Here is a 26,251-nt window from a genome sequence, read left to right on the forward strand (position 1 = left end):
ACATAGACCAATGTATTGGTTTATGTCATTTTTTAATTATTCCCCGCAATTGGCTGGTCAATTAAATTGGTATCAAGTACATTAGTACCACTAAGCCCGTTATTGGTTATAATGATTCCACCAGTATTAAATGCCCCTGAGCCGGCTGCGGTTTTGGAACCGGATTTAGGTGAAATGTAGACGGTGTCCCCGAATTGTACAATTCCGCCGGCGACATTCACAATTTGGACTGGGCCAATAATGGCTGGCATGATAAACATCCTTTTTTAATTAAGATATAAGATAACATATGCGTATTTCATATATCCTGTTCATGGCCAAACAGAAGTTCATGTCGTATGTGTTTAACCCTGGCCTCCAATGATACATTTTTAGTATTGCCAACATGTAAAATGGATGAACTAGAAAAACCGATTATATCCATGTTTTGAACTTTTATCAGAGGATTGGTATTATAGGCGGTAAAGTAAAGTGCTTCATTTATTGGCAGGAATGGAATAGGTTTGGTAGATACACTATAGGAAGACATATTGCCCTCATTTCCAAAAAATATTTCAGCTTCCCTTTGAACAGCAAGAGCGCGGGAAAATCCATTAATAATACAGGAATCGCCAAGCTGAAGAATTGAGGAGAAAGATGCAATCATTACTTTAAGGTGATCAACACTAGATAGTCGCTGTAGCATAGCCAGGTGTCACATCCGCCGCCAATGGAACAAAAGGTCCAATGATTAAGGATTCTGCCGGTGTGTCAAATGCAGATGCTAACTGGATGGTCTCGGTATCACCTACCATGACTAACGAGGAACTGGAGACGCCGGTAATTTTAATGTCTCCGACACAAAGATTCCGGTTATAGACTTCAAATATCATTCGTTTTTCATTCCTTTCACATTTTCTGGGATATTACTTAGAAAAATAAATACCCCGTTTTGGATCTCCTGCTTTAATAATTCAATGATTTGTTCGTCGTGTAACTGATTATTTTCAGAGTTCTCTTTCGACCTCATATTTTTTAAATGATAATCTATCCTGTTAGGAAGTTGTTTTAAAATATCTTCTTTGATAAAGGAAAAATAGGATTCATTTGGTGGGATGGCTAATTTATTTTGAGTATTTTCAATTATTTGTGGTAAATCCAACTCCAAATATTGATAAATAGCTTCCTCAATTTTAATGGACCTCTGCATTTTTGATTGTGGAGATAATGGAGTGTTTAAGGATTGATTTTGAACAGCAAAGTCCTCAATTCCCGCTAAATCATTAGGATTTAAGCCAATGTTTAATGTACCTTCGAGAGTTTCTACCTTTAATTGATCGAATTTATATTCAATTTTATCGACATGGATGGATTGTTTTTCATTTAATTTTTTTATTTCATCCCGCATCATTTGAATCGTTTGTTCTAATGCCGTGATTCGATTTTCTTGAGCCTGAATACATTTTTGCAACCATTGAAGATATTGGTAATAATCTTGATACATTAAATCACCTCGCTATAACTCCTTATTCAATACTTCCTAACCGTACTGGTGCTTGCAGCGGCACAGAGGGAGCCAGTAATAATTGTGAGGATGGTACCCCACTTGTAATTTCACCAGGTTTTATAGTGGGCGGTGCTGGTTTGGTGAATCCTCCTGTATTAGATAAATAAGCTGCTGATTTAATAATTCCGGCACTCCCTATTTGCAGAACGGAGGAATTGGTAATACCGCCAATTTTGATAAAATTAATCTGGATATTCTGCTGAATATAAAAATTCATCAATATCCCCCCAATTCTTACAGGTTAAAGGAAATTGGCTGGTCAATCGAATCTGGATCATAGGTATTTGTTGTACTTAATCGGTTATTTACATCTAATATTTCGCCTGTATTAAAAGAACCTGCACCAGAGAATGTTTTGGCTGCAGAAAATGGCATGATTTTATAGACATCTCCAATATGGAAAACAGAGCTGCTTCCAAGTGTTATGACCTGTGCAACTCCAACAATTGCTGGCATGTTCAACACCCTTTTTTTATTAATATCTTTACATTCTATGATTGGGCGGGTGTAATGTGATTCATTCGCCCAAATAAAGTTTTTTATCAAAGGCTCTTTTCGTAAACTATGTTGCTTTTGGGGCTTAATTTAGGGCTTTTACTAAGTTGGTAGGCAATTTTCCCAAATGTCCTTACGAAAAGATGCCATGAAGAATCTTGTTATACGGGTTGATGAACTTTTACGAAAAACAACCATCTTTGCGAAAATAGCCTTATCAAAAAATAATAAAATGAGTCAAATTGACTATTGTTTAAGGTTATAAATGATAGATTAGTATGATATTATAAGAGGTGAATTTCTACTATGATGATAATGAGAACAGTCGAAAATAAATTTACTGATTCTCGATAAAGGCAAAACTGATGAAAATCAGTGACGCAAAGCTAAAGGGGCTAAAGTGCATCAGCACTATGCCAGCCAGTTACCGAAGGAGGAGGTCGACTGAATGGGTCTATTACTACGCATTCAAGAACAAAGTAATCAAACCGATGGAGGATTGAAAAAAGAGATTTCTTCCTCTGGAAATCAATCATCTACTCCAAAGCTCAAGATGCTAACGCCTTTTCATGCATTTGGGCCAATTAAATCACTTTTATTGGATACGGATGTTACAGACGTTTTGGTGAATGGACCAAACGAAGTGTACTGTGAACGGAATGGTAAAATATTATTAACTCCTATTCAATTCCGTAATAACGATCATTTATTAAGCGTAATAAAAAAAATTGGCACCACTTTCGGAAGAAAAATCGACGAAAGTTCACCTGTTATTGATTTTATGCTGCCGAATGAGGGACATGTTATTGCTATGATTCCACCAATTGTTTCAAACGGGCCAATGATAACAATAAAAAAACTCAAAAAAATTTCTGACATGAGTTAGTAACAATTTCATATTAATTATCTTTATTTAGAACATACTTTTTTCGATTTTTGGAACTCTCTATGGTATGATAGTTTCGGAATAAATGAAATGAACATACATAAGGAGGCAATTCAATGATTCACGCTCATATTACTTCATGGGTTTTAGCTCTAATATTATTTTTCGTGGCTCTTTCCTTACTTAAAGGAGGAAAAGCAAAAGGTGCTAAAATCGTTCGAATGATTTTAAGGGTATTGTTCTTACTCATTATAGCAACAGGAATTGGGCTTCTAGCCAAATTAAATGGGGTTGGAAATATTACACCAATGTATTGGTTAAAAGCAGTCGCTGGTCTTTGGGTAATTGGTTTATTTGAAATGATTCTTGGCAGAGTTGCTAGCCAAAGGAGAGTTTCGGCATTTTGGATTCAGTTTGTAGTGGCATTTTTGCTAGTATTATATTTAGGCTTTGTTCAACTGCCAATGTCCTTTTTAAATCCATAATATTTGTGTAAGTAAAGGCTGTCTAAAAAGACAGCTTTTTATTTTATTCACTTTCTTTAATAGTTCACCGCATTAATTTATTATAATATTATTAACATATTACCCTTTCAAGAGGCCAGATAGCAGAGACAATCAATTTGGAAACTAAAAAAGGCTGGGACAATCCCTGCCTTTTTGTTTCATGAAATCATTTTTTCGATGATAAGTCTTTTTCCGGTATTTAAAGTGAATTCGAAGCGGTCGTTGACCTTTTCAAAGTAGAAAAAATGATGCTGAACATTGCAAATTTGCTCTTGATTATCAAAAACCATAAAATTTACGCCATCTTTACGGTGTTCATCCGATATAAATGAGAGATGATTGTAGCAATAAATACAATCGTAAATGGAAAAGTTTAACGAGTTTAGAGTGGTAACAAATTGGAAGAAGGCGTCATCATTAACCCCTTCTAAAAGCCTTTCAAGAGAGTAAACTAAATGCTTCCGGATTCTCACCAAGTCATGGTCCCGAAGCATGGTCGCTTCTTTCCCGATTCGAATTTTCCCCGATTCATACAAAATCCCTTTTTTCCATCGATTCATCCGGAAAACTTCAATTTCCTGCTGTAGATAATCCTCTAGCATAGCAGCTTCTTCCGTCTCCTCATCAAAAAATATCCACTGATCATTAATTTGTTCGACTGTTCCCTCGGTATAGGCTCTTTGTTGAAGATCATATAGATTCATTCGTTGTTGTCGATTCATTATTAACCTCCGTACCAGATGCTTTCATCTTCCTTTTTAGACATCTTCCTGAAATTTTATAACAAGGTAATTTTTTTAATTAAGTATTAATATTTAAACCCCTTTTGGTATACCAAATATGTGATTCTGATAATGGACAATTAACCAAAAATAATGGGCTGAATACAATAAACCATAAATTGGATGTACAGTAGTTTGATTGACAGAAAGGAGATACGTACATGTGTGGAATTACTGGATGGATTAATTATGGTATGGACGTAAGAAACCAAACAGATATAATTGAAAAAATGACCAAAACCCTGGCAAAGAGAGGCCCTGATGAAACGAACATCTGGACTGAGACACATGTAGGCTTTGGGCATAAACGTCTTATTGTTGTCGACCCTGAAGGGGGCAGGCAGCCCATGTCCAAACAAAAGGAAAGCGCAAAATTCACCATTTGTTATAATGGGGAATTATATAACACTGAAGATATCCGCAAAATTCTCCTTACTAAAGGATATTCCTTTAAAGGTCATTCTGATACAGAAGTTCTGTTAACTGCCTATATAGAATGGGCGGAAGAGTGTGTAAATTATCTAAATGGAATCTACGCCTTTGCAATCTGGGACAGTAAAAACGAACAACTCTTTATTGGACGAGATAGATTAGGTGTAAAACCGTTATTTTTCACGGAACATCATAAAGGACTTTTATTTGCTTCGGAAATTAAGGCAATCCTGGCTCACCCGGAAATGAAAACCGAGGTAACCCAAGAAGGGCTTGCCGAGATTTTTGGAGCAGGTCCATCAAGATCACCTGGATCAGGTGTGTTTAAAGGAATTCAGGAACTTAGGCCCGCACATGCGTTAACTTTTTCTAAAAAGGGCTTAAAGATCTGGCGCTACTGGAATGTAAAAAGCGAAGAACATAAGGATAATACACAGGAAACGGCAGAAAAGGTACGTTTTTTAGTAAGTGATGCTGTGACCAGGCAGCTTGTATCCGATGTACCTTTATGTACCTTATTATCAGGAGGTCTGGATTCAAGTATTATTACTGCCATTGCTGCTAAAGGCTTCGCAGATCAAAATAAAGGGAAGCTTCATACTTATTCGATTGACTATGAAGGAAATGACCAATATTTTTCATCCAATGAGTTTCAGCCGGATTCGGACGGGAAATATATTCAAATGATGACAGACATTTTTCGAACTAAGCACCATAACAAGGTCATTTCCCAGCAGCAGTTAGTTAGTGATTTAATCGAAGCGGTTCATGTCAGAGACTTACCAGGGATGGCAGACATTGATTCCTCACTGCTCTGGTTTTGTAAAGAAATCAAAAAAGACTTTGTTGTAAGTCTATCAGGAGAATGTGCTGATGAAATTTTTGGGGGTTACCCATGGTTTCATCGTAAACAGGACTTGGAGCGGCCTGGTTTCCCATGGATGCGTTCAGTGTCAGAGCGGGAAAATTTATTAAAGCCTCATTGGCAGGAAAAATTACAATTACAGGAATATTGTTTGGAGCAATATCGAAAGGCGATTGCGGAAACTCCAAAATTAGAAGGGGAGAGCTCAGAAGAAGCCAAACGCCGAGAATTATTCTATATAAATATGACATGGTTTATGACCACCCTGCTCGACAGGAAAGACCGGATGAGTATGGGGGCAAGTCTTGAAGTCAGAGTCCCATTTGCAGACCACAGGGTGGTCGAATATGTTTGGAATATCCCATGGGAGATGAAAATGTATCGGGGAAGAGAAAAAGGACTGTTACGAAAGGCATTTGAAGGAATCCTTCCTGAAGAAGTTCTATACCGGAAAAAAAGTCCTTACCCAAAAACACATAACCCACAGTATACAATAGCAGTCCAGAAAATCTTAAAAAATGTGCTGCTGGATAAATCCTCAGCCTTACATGAATTCTTTAATAAGGAGAAGCTTGAGGCAATTGTTGATTCTGGAGGGAAATCCTTTCAAGAACCATGGTTTGGCCAGTTGATGACAGGACCACAATTATTGGCCTACCTTGTGCAGCTGCACACATGGTTTAAAGATTACAATATCAATATAGTGAATTAAAACAATAAATAATAGATTAAATTTGGAATAAAACCTTTATTCGATTAAAATGAGTGTAGGGTGGGGAACACTCCCCCCTCTTTTTTATGAGGAGGATATTATTTATGAAAAGATTGACACTCATTTTAATCACCATTTTTTTATTTTCTTCCGTTCCGGTTAGTGCTAAGGTACAAAAAGAAAAACGCTTATGGCAGGATGAAACGGTATATTCAATCATGGTCGACCGCTTTAATGACGGTGATTCAAGCAATGATATTGATACAAATACTAATGACCCGTTAACCTTTAACGGCGGTGATATTCAAGGTATAATCGATAAATTGGATTACATACAGGATATGGGCTTTACCGCCATACGTATAACCCCTATCTTTGACAATGCCAAGAATGGATACCATGGCTATTGGGTAAATGATTTTTATAAAGTGGACGAGCATTTTGGTACGTTGCAAACATTCCAAAAGCTTGTTAGTGAAGCTCACAATCGGAAAATGAAGGTGATTCTTGATTTTGTCACTAATAATGTTGCGGCATCGAACCCATGGGTAAACGACCAAACCAAGCAGGATTGGTTTCACCCAAAACAGGAAATTGCCGATTGGAATAATCAGGAGCAAATTGAAAATGGGTGGGTAAATGGTTTGCCTGACCTAAATCAAGATAATCCTGAAGTAAAAAAATATTTAATTGATGCGGCTAAATGGTGGATTAAAAAAACAGAAGTGGACGGTTTTGGTCTGCCAGAAGTAAATCATGTTCCATTAAGCTTTTGGAAGGATTTTTCAACAGAAGTTAAAAAAGATAAAAAGGACTTCTTCTTACTAGGCATTCCGGCAGAAAATACTTCAATTGATATGAATAAATTCCAAAGCGCTGGTATCGATAGCTTGTTTGATTATAATCAAAGTGAGTCTTTACGCAAAGCCTTTGCGAATACGAATCAATCCTTACATTCAGTCTCATCGAATACTAAAAACGGTAAACCAGCTTTTCAAAATGGAACATTTTTTGATAATGAATTCACCGTCAGATTTACGAGTGACATCGTGGACCAGAAACAGTTCCCAGGATCGCGCTGGAAAACGGCTTTGACCTATCTCTATACCACGCCAGGAATTCCGAATGTCTATTATGGTACCGAAATTGCTTTAAATGGTGGAGAAATTCCGGATAATCGCCGGCAAATGAGTTTTAGAGCGGAAAAAGAGCTAATCGACTATATTACAAAGCTGGGTGAATTAAGAAATCAGCTGCCATCATTAACAAGAGGAACAATGGAGATGCTCTATAACCGGGATGGGATGTCTGTTTATAAGCGTGTCTACAAAGGGGAAACCTCAATTATTGCAATCAATAATACACGAAAATCCCAAAAGGTTACATTGACAAAAAAACAGCTTGAAGGCGGGAAAGAGCTGCGTGGCTTACTTGGAGGAGACCTTGTTCGAAGCCATGATAATCAATATAATCTAATTATCGATCGGGATGTATCAGAAATATATGTATTGACAAAGAAAAGCGGACTCAATATTCCTCATATTGCATCGTTAATAGTCGTTTACTTATTGGTTTTCTTATTTCTTATTTTAATTCTTAAAAGAAGAAGAAGAACGAATTAAAAACGCATCGGGGGCTTTACTCCCGATGCGTTTTTCTTACCCATTTACAATTGTTCCACCATTTACGTGTATCATTTGACCGCTAACATAGGAAGAGTCGTCTGATGCCAGGAAAACATAGCTGGGTGCAAGTTCGCAAGGCTGCCCTGCCCTTCCCATTGGAGTCGTCGAACCAAAGGTTGCGACTTGGTCGGCAGGAAAGGTGGAGGGAATTAGCGGCGTCCAGATTGGTCCGGGTGCAACGCCGTTTACACGTATTCCTTGAGGTGCAAGCGATTTTGCTAGTGAGCGCGTAAAGGTAACAATGGCACCTTTAGTAGCAGAGTAATCAAGCAATTGTTCATTCCCTTCGTAGGCAGTTATGGAAGCGGTATTGATAATCGATGCCCCATTCTTTAAATAAGGCAGAGCCATTTTCGTCATGTAAAAGTAAGAGAAAATATTTGTCCGGAACGTTTTTTCTAATTGAGTAGAAGTAATATTCAGCAAGCTTTTTTGCGGATGCTGCTCTGCCGCGTTGTTAACGAGAATGTCCAGCTTACCAAATTCAGAAATGATTTTATGAACGATATCCTTACAAAAATCTTCATTGCCGATATCTCCTGCGTAAAGGAGACAGCGTCGGCCTTCCGCTTCAATTAACTGCTTTGTTTCTTCAGCATCCCCATGCTCTTCCAAGTAAACAATTGCGACATCAGCGCCTTCTTTTGCAAAATATATGGCCACAGATTTCCCAATGCCGCTGTCACCGCCGGTAATTATCGCTGCTTTTCCTGCTAACTTCCCACCTGGCTTAAAATTGGGATCAATCGAAACTGGCAATGGATCCATTATGCTTTCAATCCCTGGCTGATGATTCTGATGTTGAGGCGGGAAGATGACTTTTTGTTGATTTTGCTTGTTGCTCATGTGTAAAAACCTCCAAGTGATCATTTCACCTGTTAGTTTTCGAGAAAAGCTTAAGATGAATACAATAAAAAAGGCGTCAGGATAAAAATCCTTCCGCCATGATTTTAACGGTAATTGATAAATTGAACATCCACAGTTAGATCTGCTTCACGAACCAAGGAAATTATTTTTTGTAGATCGTCACGGTTTTTGCCGCTTACACGTATCTGGTCATCTTGAACCTGACTTTTTACCTTAACTCCACTATTTTTAATGATGGTATTAATCTTTTTGGCATTTTCTTTGTCAATGCCCTGAACTAGCTTGGCTCTTTGGCGGACTGTGCCTCCTGAAGCTTTTTCGATTTTCCCGTAATCTAGATTTCTTACTGGAACACCTCTTTTAATTAATTTTCCAAGTAAAACATCTTTCAACTGATCCATTTTATATTCATCATCGGAAACAAGAACAAGTTCTTCTTTGTCGAGCGAAACCTCACTCTTGCTGCCTTTAAAATCGTAGCGGGTGCCAATTTCCTTCATCGTTTGCGTAATGGCATTGGTAACTTCAGAAAATTCAACTTTGGATACAATATCAAATGAGCTGTCTTTAGACATTACAAAACCTCCATTTATTTAACATTTATGTAAAAATGTTTCCCTGCAAAAGTTTCCCTTTATGGCTACATTATAGTAAAATATAGCAGGTTATTACAACTTAAATAAAAGCTCCAAAAAGAAAAGGGGAGTAATATATGTCATTAAATGAACTAATTGGTCAAACAACAACATTATCCGTAGCTAGACAGGCTGCATTTGGTTATTTTTTAACTGATGGAACTGAAGATGTGTTATTACATAAAAATGAAGCGCATCAAGAATTTGAAGAAGGGGATCAAGTTGAGGTTTTTCTTTACGTTGACGCAGCAGGAAGAATTTCTGCTTCAACAAACATTCCGGAAATCGCTGTTGGCAAATATGCATGGGTTAAGGTAACGGATATCAACACCGATCTTGGCGTTTTCCTTAACATTGGTCTTCAAAAGGATATCCTGCTGGGAAGAGATGATCTCCCTTCATATAGATCGGTATGGCCAAAGGTAGGAGATTTAGTCTATATCACCTTAAGAGTTACACGAAATTTCCTTTTGTATGCAAAGCTTGCAAGTGATCAGGTTATTCAATCTATATCGGCAAAAGCAACGAGAAATGATTTTAACAAAAATATACAGGGTCACATTTACCGGACAGCGAAAGTTGGAAGCTGGGTCTACACATTGGAAGGCTTCAAAGGATTTATTCATGAGTCGCAGCGAAATCAGGAGCCGCGTTTAGGTGAAAAAGTAGAAGGGCGAATCATCGATATTAAGGAAGACGGAACGATTAACGTTTCTTTACTTGCCAGAAAAGAAGAATCGCAGGACTTAGATGCGGAAAGGATTTATGAATACTTGATGAGCAGAAATGGAGCAATGCCCTACAACGATAAAAGTATGCCGGAAGATATACAAGAACGTTTTCAATTAAGTAAGGGTGCATTCAAACGGGCGCTGGGAAAGTTATTGAAAGAGGGCAGGGTATATCAGGAAGGCACCTGGACATACGCCAAGAAAGAATAATAAGTCGATTACATATCTTTTTCAAATTAACAGAAACTACAGGTGAAGTAATTTGAAAGGGGTATGGAAAAGATGCCGCATACATCAGATAATGATAAAAAAGCAAAGGATAATAATGCACTTCATCATGAAAAAAATATGATGCGCGAAAAAAACCGCCAGGCCGGGAAAAATCAATACTCGAAAACGACAGATCATAAATAAAAACAGAGCGATTCTGCTCTGTTTTTTTATGATAGTTGGTTTAAAAAGAATATGGCAATAGTACCTGCACCAGTATGAGCTCCTATAGCTGAACCTATTGAAGAAATGTAAACTTCTTTTGGATGGAATGCTTCCTCAATCATAGTTTTTACTTCTAAGGCAGTTTCTTCATTATCAGCGTGACTGATCCCGATAATTTGTTCCTGCATGTTCGAACCGCGTTCTTCCATGATCTCAATTAAACGTCGAAATACTTTTTTCTTACCTCGTAATTTTTCAATCGGAACAAGTTTTCCGTCCTCTACATTTAGTATAGGCTTAATATTCAGTAATCCACCGAGAAAGGCTGATGCTTTAGAGACTCGGCCTCCCTTTGCCAAATAATCCAAATCTTCAACAGTAAAAAGATGCTCCATATGCTGACTTCTAAACTGAACTTCTTTTAAAATGCTTTCTTTGGATGCATTTTCAGCAGCTAGTTTTGTTGCTTCCTTGACGATTAAGCCCTGTCCAAGCGAGGCACATTTCGTATCGACTATCGTTAAATTAAAATTTGGATATTTTTCTTTCACTTGGTCAAGAATCATAACAGCGGTGGAATATGTTCCTGACAATTCGGAAGAAAAGGCTATGTAAATTCCATCTTCATTATTTTCTGCCATTTGGGTAAAAATCTCCTCAAACATTAGGGGAGAGGCTTGTGATGTTTTGGGAACCGCTCCTCTTCGAATGGCATCATAAACAGTTTTTGGGTCAATCGATTTAACATCTTCATATTCCTCATCATTAATATGGACCTTCAAGGGAATTAATGTGACATTATTATCTTGGTAGAAACTTAGAGGTAAATCGCATGCGCTGTCAGCCAGTATTTTTACCTGCATGAAGCTCACCTGCTTTCAAGCTATTATATTTAGTTTCAGTTTATCGGTTTCACCTTAAAAATACAATTATCAAAATTGTAATGTGTGAACAATAAAGGAGGGCGTTGTCTTGCTTTGGCTCCAAACTCAAAAAATCATCATTGTCGTTGCAGGGGCATTTTTATATGCTTTAGGAATGAATTTGTTTCTTATACCTGCGAATATATACTCCAGTGGGGTGGCAGGTATTGCTCAGTTACTTTCAAAGGTATTAAGTGATCATACACCTATCCACGTATCGATGGGATTATTACTTTTGTTATTGAATATTCCAGTTGCAATTCTTGGATGGATGAAAGTGGGAAGGTCATTTACTGTTTACAGCTTCCTTAGTGTTGCGCTTTCATCATTATTTTTAGAGCTAATACCTGTTAAACAAGTATCGCACGATATTTTATTAAATGCCGTTTTTGGCGGTGTCATCGTAGCGGCAGGTGTTGGTATAACATTAAAATGGGGAGCTTCCACTGGAGGTCTCGATATCATAGCAATGGTTTTATCAAGATTAAAAGACAAACCAATTGGACCGTATATGTTTGTGTTAAATAGCATTATCATTGTAACGGCAGGATTTCTTTATGGTGCCGAAAAAGCTCTTTATACCCTTGTTTTCTTATACACATCAACAAGAGTAGTCGATGCTATCCATACTCGGCATGCAAAGCTTACAGCTTTTATCATTACCAAAAAAGCAGACGAAATGAAAAAAGCGATTCATGCCAAACTTGTAAGGGGTATTACCATGATTCAGGGGAAAGGTGCCTTTTCAAATGAAACTCGGGAAATCATGATGATTGTTATTACTCGCTATGAACTGTTTGATTTAGAAAGAATTATTAAGGATGTTGACCCCAAAGCTTTCACTAATATCATTCAGACAACTGCGGTATACGGATTTTTTCGAAGAGAATAAAGGAAAAAGGAGCCCAACATGCGAATTCTTTTATGTATAATCCTGCTTTTCTTTTCATTAGCAATGAATACGAATGCGAACGGGGTGAATGATTTCAATTATTCATTTTATCTTATACCAATCGCAGGCCCTGAAAATGTTTTATTTGAAATAGTCATCAAAAATGAAGGAGACATACCGCTCCATTTTGAATTTCCTACCTCGCAAATGATTGAAATAACGATTACTGACCAAGCTGGAACGGAAGTGTATGTTTATTCAAAAGGGAAGTATTTCCTTCAGGCATTTCAAACCATTGTTGTAGAGCCGCATCAAACGGTAAAAAGATATGAGAAGTGGAACTATCAATTCAAGGGTAAAAGGGTACCTTCAGGTATTTATACGGTTAATGCCTTGCTCAAGCCCGTAAGTCTTAATGATGAACCTATTAAAAATCGGGCGAAGCTATACCATAGTCAAAAGCTAAAGGTTCCTGAAGAAAACCCTGCATTTAGGTTTGTAAAAGTGTCAGGCACCAAAGGGGATTATGTTGTTACAGGAGAAGTGAGACCAGCAAACAGGGGCTTCTTTTATTCGGTTGAGGATGGCCATAAGGAGTATATAAAGGAAAAAGAGATTGGTTTAACAGGAAAGGAAGAGTGGGAGCCGTTTAAGCTTCATATTCAACTTCCAATCGATAAACTTCCTGCTAATGGTTCATTGATGTTGAATCTTTATGAACGAAAAAAAGATGGAAATATTATTAACCAATACCTAATAATTTTAGAAATTACACAATAAGAAAAGCGGAAGCTCAAAATGGGGAGCTTCCGCTTTTCTTATTTTTAATTTAAGTAATCTGTTCAAGCTCTTGTTGCATTTGTTGGAGCTGTGCTTGTTCTGCAACAGTCGAATTGGCGAATGCTGAACTTAGGGCGTTCTTGGCTTTCGCTACTGCAGAGTCAACATCAGCAGGGCTGGCAGACTTCGCCATTTCAACAAATCTCCTTGCTTCCTGGAACAGTAGGTTTCCCATCCTATGCTCCTCCAATCGAGGAATCGTGCACATTGGCCAATTTCTGAGCTTCCGCTTCAGCGTAGGTCATGTGATAAGGAATACGTTCGGCATGTTTGCTGACGGTATCCTTTCCTTGCTGGACAAAGCGTTTTGATTTGTTTCGTTTACCCATTCGAATCCCTCCAATATGCTCATAGCCCAAATTGAAGCAGCAATGCTGCCTCATAAAATAGTATGCACAAATCCAGATTCGTTCATTTAGGTAAACAATGGTGAATTGCGATTAAACTTTTAAATTTAACAAATTTGCCAAATATTGTGCAACTCCATCCTCTTCATTTGAAAGGGTAACATCATTGGCAATATTCTTTACTTTATCAATTGCATTTCCCATCGCAATCCCGTGACCAGCATATTCAAGCATTTCTAGGTCATTATCTTCATCCCCAAAAGCAATAATTCGTTCTGAAGGGATACCAAAGTAATCGGCAGCCTTTTTCAATCCAACAGCTTTACTTAAACCTACCTTAATGATTTCTATTACGTGCCATGGTGCTGCCCAACTCCGATGATCAACAACTTCAGCATGAACTGCTGATAAATGGTCACGTATCGTTTTTAATTGATCTTCTTCAGTATGAATCAGCAAACTAGTAGGGGAATCCTGTAAATAATTTGCTAAATCTCCTGTTGTTATTTTTGGATTTCCAAAGTTAAAAATATCGATAAGCTTTTCATCATGGTAATGGAAGTAAACATCATCCATTACTTCAGCGATTATATTATGAAAATGAAAGCTTCTGCAGGCTTCAACAATTTCCTTAGCCACTTTGACATCCAACGGTTCATGGTAAAAGCCCCATTTTGGATTTCGCGGATGATGCATAAATGCGCCATTAAAATTTACTATTGGTGTGTCTAATTCGAGCTCCTGATAATACATTTCGCTGGAGCGAAAGGGTCTGCCTGTAGCGATCATCACGATATGACCTTCCGCTCTCGCTTTTTTTAGGGTGTCCTTTGTTTTTTCAGATATTGTTTTATCATCCTTTAATAATGTCCCATCCAAATCTAATGCGATTAAATGTTTTTCTGCCATATGGACTCCTTTTATTTAGGAAATATTTTATTTCCATGATACACTACGGCTATGGAAATTTTTATTTCTATAGTTTCTATGTTAACAATTTTATATCTAAAGTGTAAAAAAATTCACATTAAAAGGATTAAAAAAACTTTATACTTACTAAGAGGAATGAAAAGCAAAGGTAATGTGGTTTAAAATTAGCTTTTGTTATAATAAAAACAAAAATAAATAGGAGTGAGGAAAAAATGAATGAAGATTTAAAAGAAAATATAATGGGTGCTTTAGAATTAGTAATAGACCCTGAGTTAGGTGTAGATATTGTTAATTTAGGATTAGTTTATAATACTGAAATGGATGAAGAAGGGAATCTAACTGTTACAATGACTCTTACGACTATGGGCTGCCCGCTTGCAGGCACCATTGTTGACCAAGTGAAACGAGCATTAGCGGATATCCCTGAAATTAAAGATGTTGACGTAAATATTGTCTGGAATCCACCATGGAACAAAGAGATGATGTCACGTTATGCAAAAATTGCGCTTGGAATTAGATAAGTTACCTTAAAAACAGCAGAGATTTCTGCTGTTTTTTTTTGTACTTTCACAAAACAGACATATAAAATGGCCAGGTTGTGAGATAGTTCACTTTTTTACCCTATAAACACCTTTATAATACAAAGTAATAAAGGCTATTTGATTTTGAAATAGCTGTTATTAGGAGGCGTTTCATATGGCTTTTAGCCGAGATTTTAATAAAGACCCTTTTATTGTTATTTGGGAGCTTACACGTGCATGTCAATTAAAATGCCTGCATTGTCGCGCAGAAGCACAGTATAGACGTGACCCTCGTGAATTATCCTTCGAAGAAGGCAAAAACCTTATTGATCAAATATATGAAATGAATAATCCAATGCTCGTATTTACAGGCGGGGACCCTTTGATGCGGGAAGATGTCTTTGATATTGCTAAATATGCTGTAGAAAAAGGAGTTCGTGTTTCGATGACTCCAAGTGCTACACCGAATGTGACAAAAGAAGCAATTGAAAAGGCAAAAGAGGTTGGTCTATCCCGCTGGGCCTTCAGTATTGATGGACCGACTGCTGAAGTCCATGATCATTTTCGCGGAACTTCGGGGTCGTTTGATTTAACAATGGAAAGAATTAAATACTTACACGAGCTTGAAATCCCGATTCAGATTAATACGGTAATTTCTAGGTACAATATTAACTACCTTGATGATATGGCCAAAATGGTGGAAGATTTAGGATGCGTATTGTGGAGTGTCTTTTTCCTAGTTCCGACGGGAAGAGGACAGGAATCCGATATGATTTCTCCTGTTGAACATGAAAAAGTATTTAGATGGCTATATGAACTAAGCAAACGAGTTACTTTTGATATTAAAACAACTGCTGCACAGCATTACCGCCGCGTTGTTATACAGCAAAAAATGCGTGAAGCAAAGGAACAGACAGCTGAAATCAATTATTTAAGTGCTTTAACAGAACAGGGATTAACAGGTTCGATTGATGGGCTCGGCCGTGCTCCAAAGGGAGTAAATGATGGTAACGGTTTTGTGTTCATTTCCCATATTGGAGATGTATATCCTAGTGGTCTTCTTCCGGTAAAAGCAGGAAATGTTCGCGAGCAGCCATTAGCGGAAATTTACCGGGAATCACCTATTTTCAAATCTTTAAGAAATCCCGATGAATTTAAGGGGAAATGTGGAGTCTGCGAATTTCGGCATGTTTGCGGTGGCTCAAGGTCAAGAGCCTATGCTATGACGGGCGATTACCTTGAAAGTGAACCATTCTGTGTTTACATTCCAAAAGCAATACGGTAAAAACAGACACAATTAAGTCCATTAAAAAAGGATGGGAGAAATCTCCCATCTTACTCAATATTGCAATAAACAGTTGAACAATTTTCGCAGCCGATTTCATCCTTTAAATATTGTAAATCTAAGATTGTTATTTTTCCTTTTTTTACAGAGATGATATTTTCTTTCTTTAAATCACTAAGAATTCGGTTTGTGCTTTCACGGGAAGTGCCGCAGAAATTAGCAAGTTCTTGATTGGTTAATGGCAAGTCAATTAAAATTTCATTGCCTTTTTCGACTCCATAGCTATTTGTCATTCGAATTAAGGTTGAAAAAAGTGCTCCGCGTTTTCCATTAAGGACGAGGTCGCGAAATTTTGTCTGTGTTTTTCGAAAATGATCACTCATCCATTTCATAAATTCATAGGCGAGCTTACTGTTTAGGAAAATTTCACTTTCGATTACGTCTTTTTTAATTGCGACAATTTCGCCTTCTTCAAGAACCTTGGCACTCAATAGATACTTTGGACTATCGGTAAAAAGAGTCAATTCACCACAAATATCATTTTCTCCACAAATTCTTAAGGAAAGCTCTCGCCCGTCAGAAGTAATTTTACTGATTTGAATCTTGCCAGAAACAATCACGTAAAGTTCTTCAGCTATCATACCCTCCTGAAATATATAACTATCCCGTTCACTCTTGAATCTCCGGTCCCCCAATTTAAGTAATTCCTTTATTTCAATAGAATGTGTTGGTTTCATTTGTGCTAACATAGGATATCACCTCTTATCATATTTTTATAATAAATGTCAATTTTGGATTCGTTAGTAACATTTTATCTCAAGATCAGCCAATAATATTAAGTAAACAATGACAATATAGTGAAAACTTATACGAAATTTTTTTATATATACAATTATTTCATCCATGTTTAACATCTGGTAAAATAATATTTAAAAGTATATTGATAGTGAATAAAGTAACAGTCTTTTTAGTAAAACACTGATACACTTATGATAATTCTTGCTTTTTTTAAATAATGGAGTTGATGCAAATGGAAAAAACCATTATTAAAGATAAATTGAATCGACCACTACGTGACTTACGTATCTCTGTGATTGACAGGTGTAATTTTCGCTGCCAATACTGTATGCCTGCTGATCAGTTTGGACCGGATTTTGAATTTCTTCCTAAGTCGGCCCTATTGACATATGAAGAAATTGAACGTCTAGGAAAAATATTTGTTAATTTAGGTGTCGAAAAAATCCGTTTAACCGGAGGAGAGCCGCTGCTTCGCAAGGATTTACCGATACTTGTAAAAAAGCTTTCTGCAATTGAAGGTTTAAGTGACATCGGATTAACAACAAATGGAGTCCTGCTGCCGAAATTGGCAGGAGAGTTAAAATCAGCCGGTCTTAAACGAGTAAATGTAAGCCTTGATACTTTAAATGATGAATTGTTCGGACAAATCAATGGACGCGGGGTAGGCACTGGACCAGTTTTAGAGGGGATAGAAGCAGCAAAACAAGCTGGTCTTGGAGTTAAAATCAACATGGTTGTAAAAAAAGGTCTGAATGATGCAGATATTATTCCAATGGCACAGTACTGTAAAAATCATGGACTGGAGCTTCGTTATATCGAGTTTATGGATGTTGGCTCAACAAACGGGTGGAAGATGGACGATGTCGTGACTAAAAAACAGATTTATCTTCTGTTGAAAGAGCATTTTGAGCTAGAGCCAGTAGACCCGGCCTATTTTGGGGAAGTGGCCAAGCTTTATCATTATAAAGACTCTGATGTGAAGGTTGGATTTATTACTTCTGTTTCAGAGTCATTCTGTACTAGCTGTACACGTTCACGTTTATCTGCAAATGGGCAGATTTTTACTTGTTTGTTTAATGGAAATGGCCATGATATCCGGAATTTCATGAGAAATGGTGCTAGCGATGAGGAAATAGCTATGCGGATTACAGCGATTTGGAATGGTCGTGACGACCGATATTCTGATGAAAGAACAGCAGAAACAAACAAAAGCCGTAAAAAAATTGAAATGTCTTATATCGGTGGTTAAAAAACAGCCCGCTTATTGTTAAGCGGGCTGTTTTTTACTATGCAATATATCGAGGAAATAAAATGTTGTTTTCAAGATGCACATGCATGAAGGTTAGACTTTCCAGCGCTTCTAAACGAGCATATACTAAGCGGTATGTTCCACAAGCATCGAGAGGTAGAGTGAAATCAGATGTTACCGCACGGATTTGTCTTAAAATCTCTCCTGCATGATCATGTTCCTTTTCAAGCTCAGTAATTAAATTTATGGCATCCTCTTTATTTTCAATTGTTCCGTCGGCTAATTTCCTGATTAATGGGAATACAATCGCTTCTTCCTTCTTCATGTGTTCAACCAATTCTTTTTTAAATTCATAAAATAATTCATACACTTTTAATAGCTCTGGATGGTTATCGCCATGTACCCGAGAAACTTTTGTCACATATGGGCTGAGCATTGTTAATTCTTCTTCTGAAGTACGATGGTAATTAGAGATAATATGATCAATAATCGTATTAGAGTCAGAATTTGTCCAAACTTCCACATCTTTTTCCTCGTGTTCATATTTTTCAAAAACGATTTTTAATTCTTCTAACAAATTGTCCATATTGAGTCCGTTTTGTACGACAGCTTCTGAAAGTGGAATGTTGCCGCCACAGCAAAAATCGATTCGGTTCTTTTTGAAAACATCACTTGTTTTAGGTAATTCATTTACAATATCTTTAACTAATGAAGTAGACGTGAATGGAAAAGTCATTTATAGTTCCTCCTTAAAATTAAGGTATTTGGTTTCTGAGATAAGCATACTAGAATTAAGAATAAAACTTGGTGATACGAATCACACTCTGCAAATGATTTTTTATATTAATTAAGTTTCTATCAATTTTGTGACTTTTGATATGTCTGTAAGCTTTTTGTAGGCTTATAATGATAAGGAATGATTTATATTACATACCGTTTTTTTGAGATAGGAGCCGATTCATTTGTTTGAAAGAAGAACCCCCCTTGCGATAGGGGAAGCAGTCAAAAAAATTATGAACTTTCAATTACAGGGGTCAACTGAGTATGTATTGATTGAGGAAAGCTTTGGTCGTTTTTTGTCGGAGAATATAGTTGCAACAAGTGATGTGCCTCATTTTGACAGGGCACCCTATGATGGCTTTGCTGTTAGATCGATTGACACTACTGATGCCTCTCAGTCAAATTTCGTCGAACTGGAAATAATTGATCATATTGGTGCAGGGATGGTCTCCACTAAGGTTGTCAAACAAAACCAGGCTATACGAATTATGACAGGAGCTATGATGCCAGAAGGCACCGATTGTGTTGTAATGTTTGAAGTTGCACAATCATATGAAAAGAATGGAATTCCACATATATCGATCAAACGAAGCTTTAAAAAAGGAGACAATGTTTCCTTCAGGGGTGAAGACGCAAAGGAAGGCGAAAGTTTAGTTAAAAAGGGAACGCTAATTAATCCTGGAATTCAGGCAATGCTCGCAACATTTGGGTACAAGAACGTCCCCGTAGCGAAAAAACCCATTGTTGGTTTATTCGCAACAGGGACAGAGCTTTTAGAAGTCGACGATGAATTAGTTCCTGGTAAGATTCGCAACAGCAATTCTCATATGATCGCCGCTCAAATCGAACGGGCAGGCGGAACGGTTCATTATTTCGGGAAACTGCCAGATGAATTCGATACATGCTTTGAAGCAGTAAAAAATGCTCTGGACAAAGTCGATTTGTTAGTTACCACAGGAGGAGTTTCAGTTGGAGACTTTGATTACCTGCCTGGAATTTATGAAAAATTAGGAGCAGAGGTTTTCTTTAATAAAGTAGCGATGCGTCCTGGCAGTGTTACGACAGTCGCACATCACAAGGGAAGGCTCCTATTCGGGCTTTCTGGTAACCCTTCCGCTTGCTATGTTGGTTTTGAATTATTTGCACGACCAATTCTTCGAAAATGTCTATTTTCGGAAAAACCGCATTTACGAAAAGAAAAAGCGATACTAGAGGCTGATTTTCCTAAAGCAAATCCTTTTACACGATTTGTCCGCAGTTCCGCATTTATTCAAGAAGGCAGACTTAAAGCGATACCTAGCGGATTAGATAAGTCGAATATTATTATGAGCCTTGCAGGAGCGAATTCTTTAATGATATTACCAGGGGGTACCCGAGGTTTTACAGCAGGAACAGAGATAGAGGTTCTTCTCCTTGAGGATCAGACGGGTAGTGTGTGGCCTTGGTAGAACCGGTCATTTTTCAGATTGTAGGTTACCAAAATAGTGGAAAAACGACATTTATGGAAAGGCTAATTGAAAGCTTAAAAGGCCAAGGTTTAATATCAGCAGTAATTAAACACCACGGACACGGCGGCAAGCCTGATTTAGTGGATAATAAGGATTCTACAAAATATCTCGCAGCAGGAGCAGCGGCCTCAATAATTGAAGGTGATGGAAGGCTTCTTCTCCAGGTAGAAAAATGGGAGAACAGCATTGAAGAACAGATAGAATTAATTAGTTTTTTTCATCCAGATGTGATTTTAATTGAAGGATATAAACAAAAAAAATACCCGAAGCTTTTATTACTTAGGGATCTTGAAGACCTTCCTTTGTTAAAAAGTGTGACCAATATAATGGCAGTTGTTTATTGGAAGGAATCCATAAGAAATCACCTCGAAGAACTAATGAACATACCATGTTTTTTTATTAATGATGAAGCATCGATTAGCTGGACTGTAAACTTATTAAAAAAATCGGTCAAATAAGACCGATTTTTTTAATGATTTAATTAACTAATCAACCTTGCAAATTTCCGTTGGGCAATCCTCACAATCAATTTCATTCTTTATAAACTCTAAATCATGAATGGTGATTGTTCCTTTATCAATTGAAATAATTTTTTCTTTTCTAAGGTCGCTTAATAAACGATTAACCACTTCCCTTGATGTACCGCAGAAATTTGCTAATTCTTGATTTGTTAATGGAACTTCAAGCAATATTCCTTTATTGGTTTTAATTCCATAGCTATTACTTAATCGAATCAATGTAGAGTATAAAGCTCCTTTTTTTCCGTGTAAAACAAGGTCGCGAAATTTTGTTTGGGTTTTGCGATATTGCTGACTCATCCATTTAATGAATTCAAAGGAAACAGAAAGATTTTGCGATAGTTTTTCCTCAAGAACATCCTTCAAAATTACAGCCACCTCGCCACTTTCAACGACCCGTGCACTTAATAAATACCTTGAAGAGGGAGAAAATAAATTTAATTCACCTATAAAATCACCATTAGAGCACATTCTTAAGGTAAGTTCTCTTCCATCTGGAATAATTTTACTGATTTGCAAAATCCCACTTTGTACGATATACATTTCATCCGCTGGAGAGCCTTCTTGAAATAAAAATGATCCCTTTTCAATTTTTTTAGTATGGTGTACGTTCTCAAGGAGATGTAACAACGATACTGGCATTTCTTTTGCTGCCTGCATACATAAAACCACCTTTAATGGTACGACATTAATCGATTACTTAACTTTTTTAACTGACAGTCAAGGTTGGTTATTACATGATTTTACTATAATTATATTGTTTACAAAGAATATTTAGCAATAAAAGTGGAATAAATTCATACAATCGTCAAAAAGTCAAACATGATTCGATTATTTCTTAGGAAATACTGTCGAACAATGTGAAAAAAAGAAAGAACTTCCTTTAATGGACACTCTAGAAAAGGAAATAATAATGATGTAGACGATAAGGAGGGAAAAGAATGGGACAAAATCATCAGTTCAAATCAGGGAAAAAGGCACCAAATAACGGTGTGTATATTGAAATAGGTGAAACTGGAGACAATGTGATCAATCCAAAAAAAATTAAATTAAAAGCCGGAGACTCGTTTCCGGAGACATCCAATGATAAACGTGTTTGGACCTATCAACGAAAACCATAATAGTAAAAAAAGAAAAAGTCATCCATGCAGGATGACTTTTTTCTTAGTCAAATTTTACTTAAAATCTGTGATTGCTTTATAATAAAAGTAATAGGTCAAAAATGGTCAATAAGGGAGTGAGAAAAGTGGACTTAAACCGAATGACAGAACGATTACAAAACGGAATAATGGATGCGCAATCTTTAGCAGTAAAAAATAATCATCAAGAGATTGATGAATCCCATTTATTTTTGGCATTAATGAATCAAAAGGACAGTCTTATTGAATCTATATTTAAGCGATTGACATTGCCATCAGAAACCATTAAGAAAAAACTGAAAGAATCCCTTGATAAAAAACCTCAGGTTACTGGAACTGGAGCAGAGCACGGAAAACTGTATGTTACAGACCCGATGCAAAGACTTTTAGCAGCTGCCGAAGAATTCGCTCTAAAGTTTTCAGATGAATATATCTCGGTGGAGCATATTCTCTTAGCTGCAATCTATTCAAAACAATCCGAAATGAAAAAAATCATTCAATCTTTTGGCCATACACCTGAAGATATTTTAAAAGCAATAAAAGAAATAAGGGGGAACCAAAGAGTGACATCGCAGAATCCTGAAGCAGGATATGATGCTTTAAAAAAATATGGCAGAGATTTGGTTGCTGAAGTAAAGGCGGGAAAGGTCGATCCGGTTATTGGACGTGATACGGAGATTCGCAATGTAATTCGGATCTTATCAAGGAAGACCAAGAATAATCCTGTTTTAATCGGAGAACCTGGGGTAGGGAAAACCGCCATTGTGGAGGGACTGGCCCAACGGATTGTTAGAAAGGACGTTCCCGAAGGACTAAAGGATAAAACCATCTTTTCCTTAGATATGAGTTCGTTAATTGCTGGTGCAAAATTTAGAGGTGAATTTGAAGAACGATTAAAAGCGGTTTTGAATGAAATCAAAAAAAGTGATGGACAAATCTTACTGTTTATTGATGAAATTCATACCATTGTTGGTGCTGGAAAAACAGAAGGAGCGATGGATGCAGGCAATATGTTAAAGCCGATGCTTGCCCGCGGTGAACTTCATTGTATTGGAGCAACCACACTTGATGAGCATCGGAAGTATATTGAAAAGGACCCTGCTTTAGAACGGAGGTTCCAGCAGGTGCTTGTACAAGAACCAAATGTGGAAGATACCATTTCCATTTTACGTGGATTAAAGGAACGATACGAGGTTCACCATGGTGTGAAAATTCACGATCATGCTTTAGTAGCAGCAGCTACTTTATCTGACCGCTATATTACTGATCGTTTTCTCCCGGACAAAGCAATAGATCTTGTTGATGAAGCGTGTGCTTTAATTCGCACCGAAATTGATTCAATGCCAACAGAATTAGATGAAGTAACACGCAGAGTCATGCAGTTAGAAATTGAGGAGGCTGCTTTAAGAAAAGAAAACGATGAAGCAAGCAAAATACGGTTAGAATTCCTTCTAAAGGAACTGGCAGATTTAAAGGACCAGTCTAATACCATGAAGGCAAAATGGCTGGAAGAGAAAGAAAGCATTCAGACTTTGCAAGAAAAAAGGGAAAAACTGGAGAAGCTTCGCCGTGAGCTGCAGCAAGCCGAGGACAAATACGATTTAAATCGTGCTGCTGAATTAAGACATGGTCAAATTCCGTTAGCTGAAAAAGAACTTAAAAGTTTAGAAATGGAAACGGAAAAGGAGAATCGGTTACTGCGCGAAGAGGTAACAGGTGAGGAAATTTCCAATATTGTATCTAGGTGGACAGGAATTCCTCTCTCAAAATTAGTTGAGGGGGAGAGAGAAAAGTTATTGAAACTCGAAGCAATTCTTCATGAGAGAGTAATTGGGCAAAATGAAGCCGTCAATTTGGTAGCAGATGCAGTACTACGGGCTAGGGCCGGCATTAAAGATCCTAATCGCCCAATTGGATCCTTTCTTTTTTTAGGGCCAACTGGCGTAGGGAAAACAGAGTTAGCAAAAGCTTTGGCGGAGTCTTTATTTGATAGTGAAGAACATATTATTCGTATCGATATGTCGGAATATATGGAAAAGCATGCGGTATCACGCTTAATTGGTGCTCCACCAGGGTATGTTGGTTATGAAGAAGGGGGGCAGCTGACAGAAGCGGTTAGAAGAAGACCTTATTCGGTTGTTCTGATGGACGAAATTGAAAAGGCTCATCCTGAAGTCTTTAATATTCTCCTTCAAGCCTTAGATGATGGGCGCATCACTGATTCACAAGGAAGGGTAGTAGATTTTAAAAATACCGTTATTATTATGACCTCCAATATCGGATCACAATTTTTACTTGAACGTGTCGAAAATGAAATTGAAATTTCAGAAACAGCAAAAGAAATGGTAATGGGCCAATTAAGAGTGCATTTTCGTCCGGAATTTTTAAACCGTATTGATGAAATTATCCTATTTAAGCCATTAGCATTAGGAGAAATCAAAAATATTGTCGTCAAAATGTTAAAAGAGCTTCAGAACAGGTTAAAAGAACAGCAAATAAATATCTCAATCAATGAGGAAGCCAAGGAATTCATCGCAGTTAACGGGTATGACCCAACCTATGGTGCTAGACCGCTAAAGCGTTACATCCAAAGGAACATTGAAACAAAGTTAGCTCGAGAAATTATTGCAGGAAGAGTCCATGATGGTTCAAGTGTTGAAATTACGATTCATAATGAAGAAGTGACAATTTTAATAAAATAAACATGGGATTGTTCCAGTAAAAAAAGTCTTCCATTGATTTGGAAGACTTTTTTTATCCGCACTTAATGTTTTTCAACAGGCTCATTTGGTATCAAAGATGATACGACATAAACTAAGATGGTTACAGCAACAGCTAAAATGGAACCAACTTTAACATCAAATGCAACACCATTCATTGAACTTACAACATATGTAAGCATTTGTACTAGTAAAAATAACCAGAAAAAAGTCCAAAAGAATCGCACTATTTTTCACCTCTAACCTTATTTACATCATTTCTAATATTACCATATGACTTCTAATTAATAAATGTTTATTTGATAATTCACTCATTTAATTAGTTGTCTACACATAAATGTAAATTAATAAATATAGGCAAACTCCCTTTCATCTTTTGTGAACCAACATACAATATCGTGAGGAAATATGTAAAAGGAGATTTACCTATGGACAGTCGAAATTTTCAGATGGATACCCAATGGAATATCATTTATTACCCAGAAAAGCCTACTGGATTTGGGGTCTTAATAATTGGAGATGAACGGCATTTTGTGGATGATTGTAAAAGCTTTTGGACACAAAATGAAGGGAAGTCCGTTATTATCAACCAACTGAAAGAAAAGGGATACACGATTTTTTCCTCAAATCTTTATGGGCGAAACTGGGGGAGCGAAAAATCTGTTGATTTGGCACAGCGGCTATATCAACATGTAATCCGAAGTGAAATCCTAAATAATAAAATTCATATTTTAGCAGAAGGAATGGGCGCGCTAGTTGCCGTAAAATTAATGGAAAAATTAAAGAACTGTATTCGATCGGTCATCCTTTTAAACCCAATCATTTCATTAAAGCATCATTTAGAACAGGAAAAGGAACATAAGTTCTTTTATAAAAAATTAATACGAGAATTAGTATCAGCTCATCAACTAGAACAAAATGTACTTGAAAGCACCATTTTTAGTATGGATGATCATGTTAATCTTGAGTTTGGATTTCCTGTCAAGATTATTCATGTTTTATCTGGAGGAAAATCTTATAACCAATCAACGCTTTATCAGAAAATTATCAAGTCTCCTGAAATTAATCCAACGTATATGCTGCCAGAAAAGAAACCGCAGCTTGGCGATATATGCATAAAGTTTTTTAATAGCCATGAAGAGGTCCTTTAAGCCTCCCCATCCCCATAATGAAATAATTCCTTATTCAAACGCATAGGATTCATTAAGGATAGTATGGGGAGGA

The 26,251-nt window shown here is 37.0% G+C and carries 33 protein-coding genes and 1 riboswitch; of the genes, 16 read left to right on the forward strand and 17 right to left on the reverse strand.

Annotated features, from left to right (window positions below; all coding sequences use genetic code 11):
* Positions 1-32: 32 nt before the first annotated feature.
* The 6 genes from AC59HZ_RS05580 to AC59HZ_RS05605 are packed head-to-tail and all read right to left on the reverse strand — an operon-like array spanning position 33 to position 2,002.
* Positions 33-251: a spore germination protein gene (locus AC59HZ_RS05580; protein ID WP_430065029.1), complete on the reverse strand. Its 219-nt coding sequence runs from the start codon at positions 249-251 to the stop codon at positions 33-35.
* Between the two features lie 47 nt (positions 252-298).
* Positions 299-685 (reverse strand): spore germination protein GerPE, encoded by a 387-nt coding sequence (locus tag AC59HZ_RS05585; RefSeq protein ID WP_496544880.1) that lies wholly within the window; start codon positions 683-685, stop codon positions 299-301.
* A complete protein-coding gene (locus AC59HZ_RS05590) occupies positions 666-872 on the reverse strand; it encodes a spore germination protein GerPD (RefSeq protein ID WP_430065025.1) in 207 nt (68 codons plus the stop codon). Before AC59HZ_RS05590 ends, AC59HZ_RS05585 begins: the two co-directional genes overlap by 20 nt.
* Positions 869-1,483 carry a spore germination protein GerPC gene (gerPC, locus tag AC59HZ_RS05595; RefSeq protein WP_496544881.1) on the reverse strand — a complete coding sequence of 205 codons (615 nt, stop codon included), beginning with the start codon at positions 1,481-1,483 and terminating at the stop codon, positions 869-871. The genes AC59HZ_RS05590 and gerPC overlap by 4 nt, the downstream gene beginning before the upstream one ends.
* Positions 1,484-1,505: 22 nt before the next feature.
* Positions 1,506-1,763 (reverse strand): spore germination protein GerPB, encoded by a 258-nt coding sequence (locus AC59HZ_RS05600; RefSeq protein ID WP_496544882.1) that lies wholly within the window; start codon positions 1,761-1,763, stop codon positions 1,506-1,508.
* 17 nt (positions 1,764-1,780) lie between these two features.
* Entirely contained in the window at positions 1,781-2,002 is a 222-nt protein-coding gene (locus tag AC59HZ_RS05605; RefSeq protein WP_496544883.1) for a spore germination protein, read from the reverse strand.
* Positions 2,003-2,386: 384 nt separating this feature from the next.
* A riboswitch (cyclic di-GMP riboswitch) is annotated at positions 2,387-2,473 on the forward strand.
* Between the two features lie 16 nt (positions 2,474-2,489).
* On the opposite strand from AC59HZ_RS05605, the gene AC59HZ_RS05610 reads away from it, so the two are divergent.
* A complete protein-coding gene (locus AC59HZ_RS05610) occupies positions 2,490-2,927 on the forward strand; it encodes an ATPase, T2SS/T4P/T4SS family (RefSeq protein ID WP_496544884.1) in 438 nt (145 codons plus the stop codon).
* Positions 2,928-3,043: 116 nt separating this feature from the next.
* On the forward strand, positions 3,044-3,412 hold the full coding sequence (locus AC59HZ_RS05615; RefSeq protein ID WP_496544885.1) for a YisL family protein: 369 nt from the start codon (positions 3,044-3,046) through the stop codon (positions 3,410-3,412).
* Positions 3,413-3,591: 179 nt separating this feature from the next.
* Here AC59HZ_RS05615 and AC59HZ_RS05620 read toward each other — a convergent pair whose 3' ends face one another.
* Entirely contained in the window at positions 3,592-4,155 is a 564-nt protein-coding gene (locus AC59HZ_RS05620) for a DUF2777 domain-containing protein (protein WP_496544886.1), read from the reverse strand.
* A gap of 221 nt (positions 4,156-4,376) precedes the next feature.
* Here AC59HZ_RS05620 and asnB point away from each other — a divergent pair, with 221 nt between their 5' ends.
* Together asnB and AC59HZ_RS05630 are read left to right on the forward strand one after the other, a co-directional pair.
* Positions 4,377-6,224, forward strand: coding sequence for an asparagine synthase (glutamine-hydrolyzing) (gene asnB, locus AC59HZ_RS05625; protein WP_496544887.1), 1,848 nt, complete (start codon positions 4,377-4,379; stop codon positions 6,222-6,224).
* 104 nt (positions 6,225-6,328) lie between these two features.
* On the forward strand, positions 6,329-7,846 hold the full coding sequence (locus AC59HZ_RS05630) for an alpha-amylase family glycosyl hydrolase (RefSeq protein ID WP_496544888.1): 1,518 nt from the start codon (positions 6,329-6,331) through the stop codon (positions 7,844-7,846).
* A 36-nt stretch (positions 7,847-7,882) separates the two neighbouring features.
* Here the strand turns inward: AC59HZ_RS05630 and AC59HZ_RS05635 are convergent, their stop codons facing one another.
* Positions 7,883-8,755 carry an SDR family oxidoreductase gene (locus AC59HZ_RS05635; protein ID WP_496544889.1) on the reverse strand — a complete coding sequence of 291 codons (873 nt, stop codon included), beginning with the start codon at positions 8,753-8,755 and terminating at the stop codon, positions 7,883-7,885.
* 104 nt (positions 8,756-8,859) lie between these two features.
* Entirely contained in the window at positions 8,860-9,351 is a 492-nt protein-coding gene (locus tag AC59HZ_RS05640) for a YajQ family cyclic di-GMP-binding protein (RefSeq protein WP_496544890.1), read from the reverse strand.
* 137 nt (positions 9,352-9,488) lie between these two features.
* Here AC59HZ_RS05640 and AC59HZ_RS05645 point away from each other — a divergent pair, with 137 nt between their 5' ends.
* Together AC59HZ_RS05645 and AC59HZ_RS05650 are read left to right on the forward strand one after the other, a co-directional pair.
* Entirely contained in the window at positions 9,489-10,352 is an 864-nt protein-coding gene (locus AC59HZ_RS05645; protein ID WP_496544891.1) for a CvfB family protein, read from the forward strand.
* A 72-nt stretch (positions 10,353-10,424) separates the two neighbouring features.
* Positions 10,425-10,556 (forward strand): DUF3941 domain-containing protein, encoded by a 132-nt coding sequence (locus AC59HZ_RS05650; RefSeq protein WP_430065002.1) that lies wholly within the window; start codon positions 10,425-10,427, stop codon positions 10,554-10,556.
* Between the two features lie 26 nt (positions 10,557-10,582).
* On the opposite strand, the gene AC59HZ_RS05655 is transcribed toward AC59HZ_RS05650, so the two are convergent.
* Entirely contained in the window at positions 10,583-11,440 is an 858-nt protein-coding gene (locus tag AC59HZ_RS05655) for a DegV family protein (protein WP_496544892.1), read from the reverse strand.
* Between the two features lie 109 nt (positions 11,441-11,549).
* On the opposite strand from AC59HZ_RS05655, the gene AC59HZ_RS05660 reads away from it, so the two are divergent.
* Positions 11,550-12,392, forward strand: a complete 843-nt coding sequence (locus tag AC59HZ_RS05660; protein WP_496544893.1) for a YitT family protein — start codon at positions 11,550-11,552, stop codon at positions 12,390-12,392.
* A gap of 18 nt (positions 12,393-12,410) precedes the next feature.
* Positions 12,411-13,172, forward strand: coding sequence for a BsuPI-related putative proteinase inhibitor (locus AC59HZ_RS05665; protein WP_496544894.1), 762 nt, complete (start codon positions 12,411-12,413; stop codon positions 13,170-13,172).
* Between the two features lie 49 nt (positions 13,173-13,221).
* Here the strand turns inward: AC59HZ_RS05665 and AC59HZ_RS05670 are convergent, their stop codons facing one another.
* The 3 genes from AC59HZ_RS05670 to AC59HZ_RS05680 form a co-directional block, all read right to left on the reverse strand.
* Entirely contained in the window at positions 13,222-13,407 is a 186-nt protein-coding gene (locus tag AC59HZ_RS05670) for a DUF3813 domain-containing protein (protein ID WP_430064994.1), read from the reverse strand.
* A 1-nt stretch (position 13,408) separates the two neighbouring features.
* Positions 13,409-13,561, reverse strand: coding sequence for a hypothetical protein (locus AC59HZ_RS05675; RefSeq protein WP_496544895.1), 153 nt, complete (start codon positions 13,559-13,561; stop codon positions 13,409-13,411).
* A 111-nt stretch (positions 13,562-13,672) separates the two neighbouring features.
* Positions 13,673-14,488 (reverse strand): Cof-type HAD-IIB family hydrolase, encoded by an 816-nt coding sequence (locus AC59HZ_RS05680; protein WP_496544896.1) that lies wholly within the window; start codon positions 14,486-14,488, stop codon positions 13,673-13,675.
* A gap of 233 nt (positions 14,489-14,721) precedes the next feature.
* Between AC59HZ_RS05680 and AC59HZ_RS05685 the strand changes: the two genes are divergently transcribed.
* Both AC59HZ_RS05685 and AC59HZ_RS05690 read left to right on the forward strand, forming a co-directional pair.
* On the forward strand, positions 14,722-15,030 hold the full coding sequence (locus AC59HZ_RS05685) for a metal-sulfur cluster assembly factor (protein WP_430064988.1): 309 nt from the start codon (positions 14,722-14,724) through the stop codon (positions 15,028-15,030).
* Between the two features lie 175 nt (positions 15,031-15,205).
* Entirely contained in the window at positions 15,206-16,315 is a 1,110-nt protein-coding gene (locus AC59HZ_RS05690; RefSeq protein WP_496544897.1) for a TIGR04053 family radical SAM/SPASM domain-containing protein, read from the forward strand.
* Between the two features lie 50 nt (positions 16,316-16,365).
* On the opposite strand, the gene AC59HZ_RS05695 is transcribed toward AC59HZ_RS05690, so the two are convergent.
* Complete coding sequence (locus tag AC59HZ_RS05695) at positions 16,366-17,064, reverse strand: Crp/Fnr family transcriptional regulator (protein WP_496544898.1); 699 nt, start codon at positions 17,062-17,064, stop codon at positions 16,366-16,368.
* A gap of 281 nt (positions 17,065-17,345) precedes the next feature.
* Between AC59HZ_RS05695 and moaA the strand changes: the two genes are divergently transcribed.
* Positions 17,346-18,362: a GTP 3',8-cyclase MoaA gene (gene moaA / locus AC59HZ_RS05700; protein ID WP_496544899.1), complete on the forward strand. Its 1,017-nt coding sequence runs from the start codon at positions 17,346-17,348 to the stop codon at positions 18,360-18,362.
* A 37-nt stretch (positions 18,363-18,399) separates the two neighbouring features.
* Here moaA and ric read toward each other — a convergent pair whose 3' ends face one another.
* Entirely contained in the window at positions 18,400-19,098 is a 699-nt protein-coding gene (gene ric, locus AC59HZ_RS05705; protein WP_496544900.1) for an iron-sulfur cluster repair di-iron protein, read from the reverse strand.
* Between the two features lie 226 nt (positions 19,099-19,324).
* Here ric and AC59HZ_RS05710 point away from each other — a divergent pair, with 226 nt between their 5' ends.
* The gene (locus AC59HZ_RS05710) at positions 19,325-20,590 is read left to right on the forward strand and encodes a molybdopterin molybdotransferase MoeA (protein ID WP_496544901.1); all 1,266 of its coding nucleotides are present in this window, start codon (positions 19,325-19,327) and stop codon (positions 20,588-20,590) included.
* Positions 20,578-21,108, forward strand: a complete 531-nt coding sequence (mobB, locus tag AC59HZ_RS05715) for a molybdopterin-guanine dinucleotide biosynthesis protein B (RefSeq protein ID WP_496544902.1) — start codon at positions 20,578-20,580, stop codon at positions 21,106-21,108. The genes AC59HZ_RS05710 and mobB overlap by 13 nt, the downstream gene beginning before the upstream one ends.
* 27 nt (positions 21,109-21,135) lie before the next feature.
* Here mobB and AC59HZ_RS05720 read toward each other — a convergent pair whose 3' ends face one another.
* Positions 21,136-21,828: a Crp/Fnr family transcriptional regulator gene (locus AC59HZ_RS05720; protein ID WP_496544903.1), complete on the reverse strand. Its 693-nt coding sequence runs from the start codon at positions 21,826-21,828 to the stop codon at positions 21,136-21,138.
* Between the two features lie 281 nt (positions 21,829-22,109).
* On the opposite strand from AC59HZ_RS05720, the gene AC59HZ_RS05725 reads away from it, so the two are divergent.
* Together AC59HZ_RS05725 and clpB are read left to right on the forward strand one after the other, a co-directional pair.
* On the forward strand, positions 22,110-22,289 hold the full coding sequence (locus AC59HZ_RS05725; protein ID WP_223592850.1) for a YjzC family protein: 180 nt from the start codon (positions 22,110-22,112) through the stop codon (positions 22,287-22,289).
* A 125-nt stretch (positions 22,290-22,414) separates the two neighbouring features.
* Complete coding sequence (clpB, locus tag AC59HZ_RS05730; protein WP_496544904.1) at positions 22,415-25,009, forward strand: ATP-dependent chaperone ClpB; 2,595 nt, start codon at positions 22,415-22,417, stop codon at positions 25,007-25,009.
* Positions 25,010-25,071: 62 nt separating this feature from the next.
* Here clpB and AC59HZ_RS05735 read toward each other — a convergent pair whose 3' ends face one another.
* A complete protein-coding gene (locus AC59HZ_RS05735) occupies positions 25,072-25,254 on the reverse strand; it encodes a DUF2929 family protein (RefSeq protein WP_430064968.1) in 183 nt (60 codons plus the stop codon).
* A 201-nt stretch (positions 25,255-25,455) separates the two neighbouring features.
* Between AC59HZ_RS05735 and AC59HZ_RS05740 the strand changes: the two genes are divergently transcribed.
* Positions 25,456-26,178, forward strand: a complete 723-nt coding sequence (locus AC59HZ_RS05740; protein ID WP_496544905.1) for a hydrolase — start codon at positions 25,456-25,458, stop codon at positions 26,176-26,178.
* The last annotated feature ends 73 nt before the right edge of the window (positions 26,179-26,251 follow it).

Source organism: Neobacillus sp. DZ-9 (assembly GCF_059587065.1).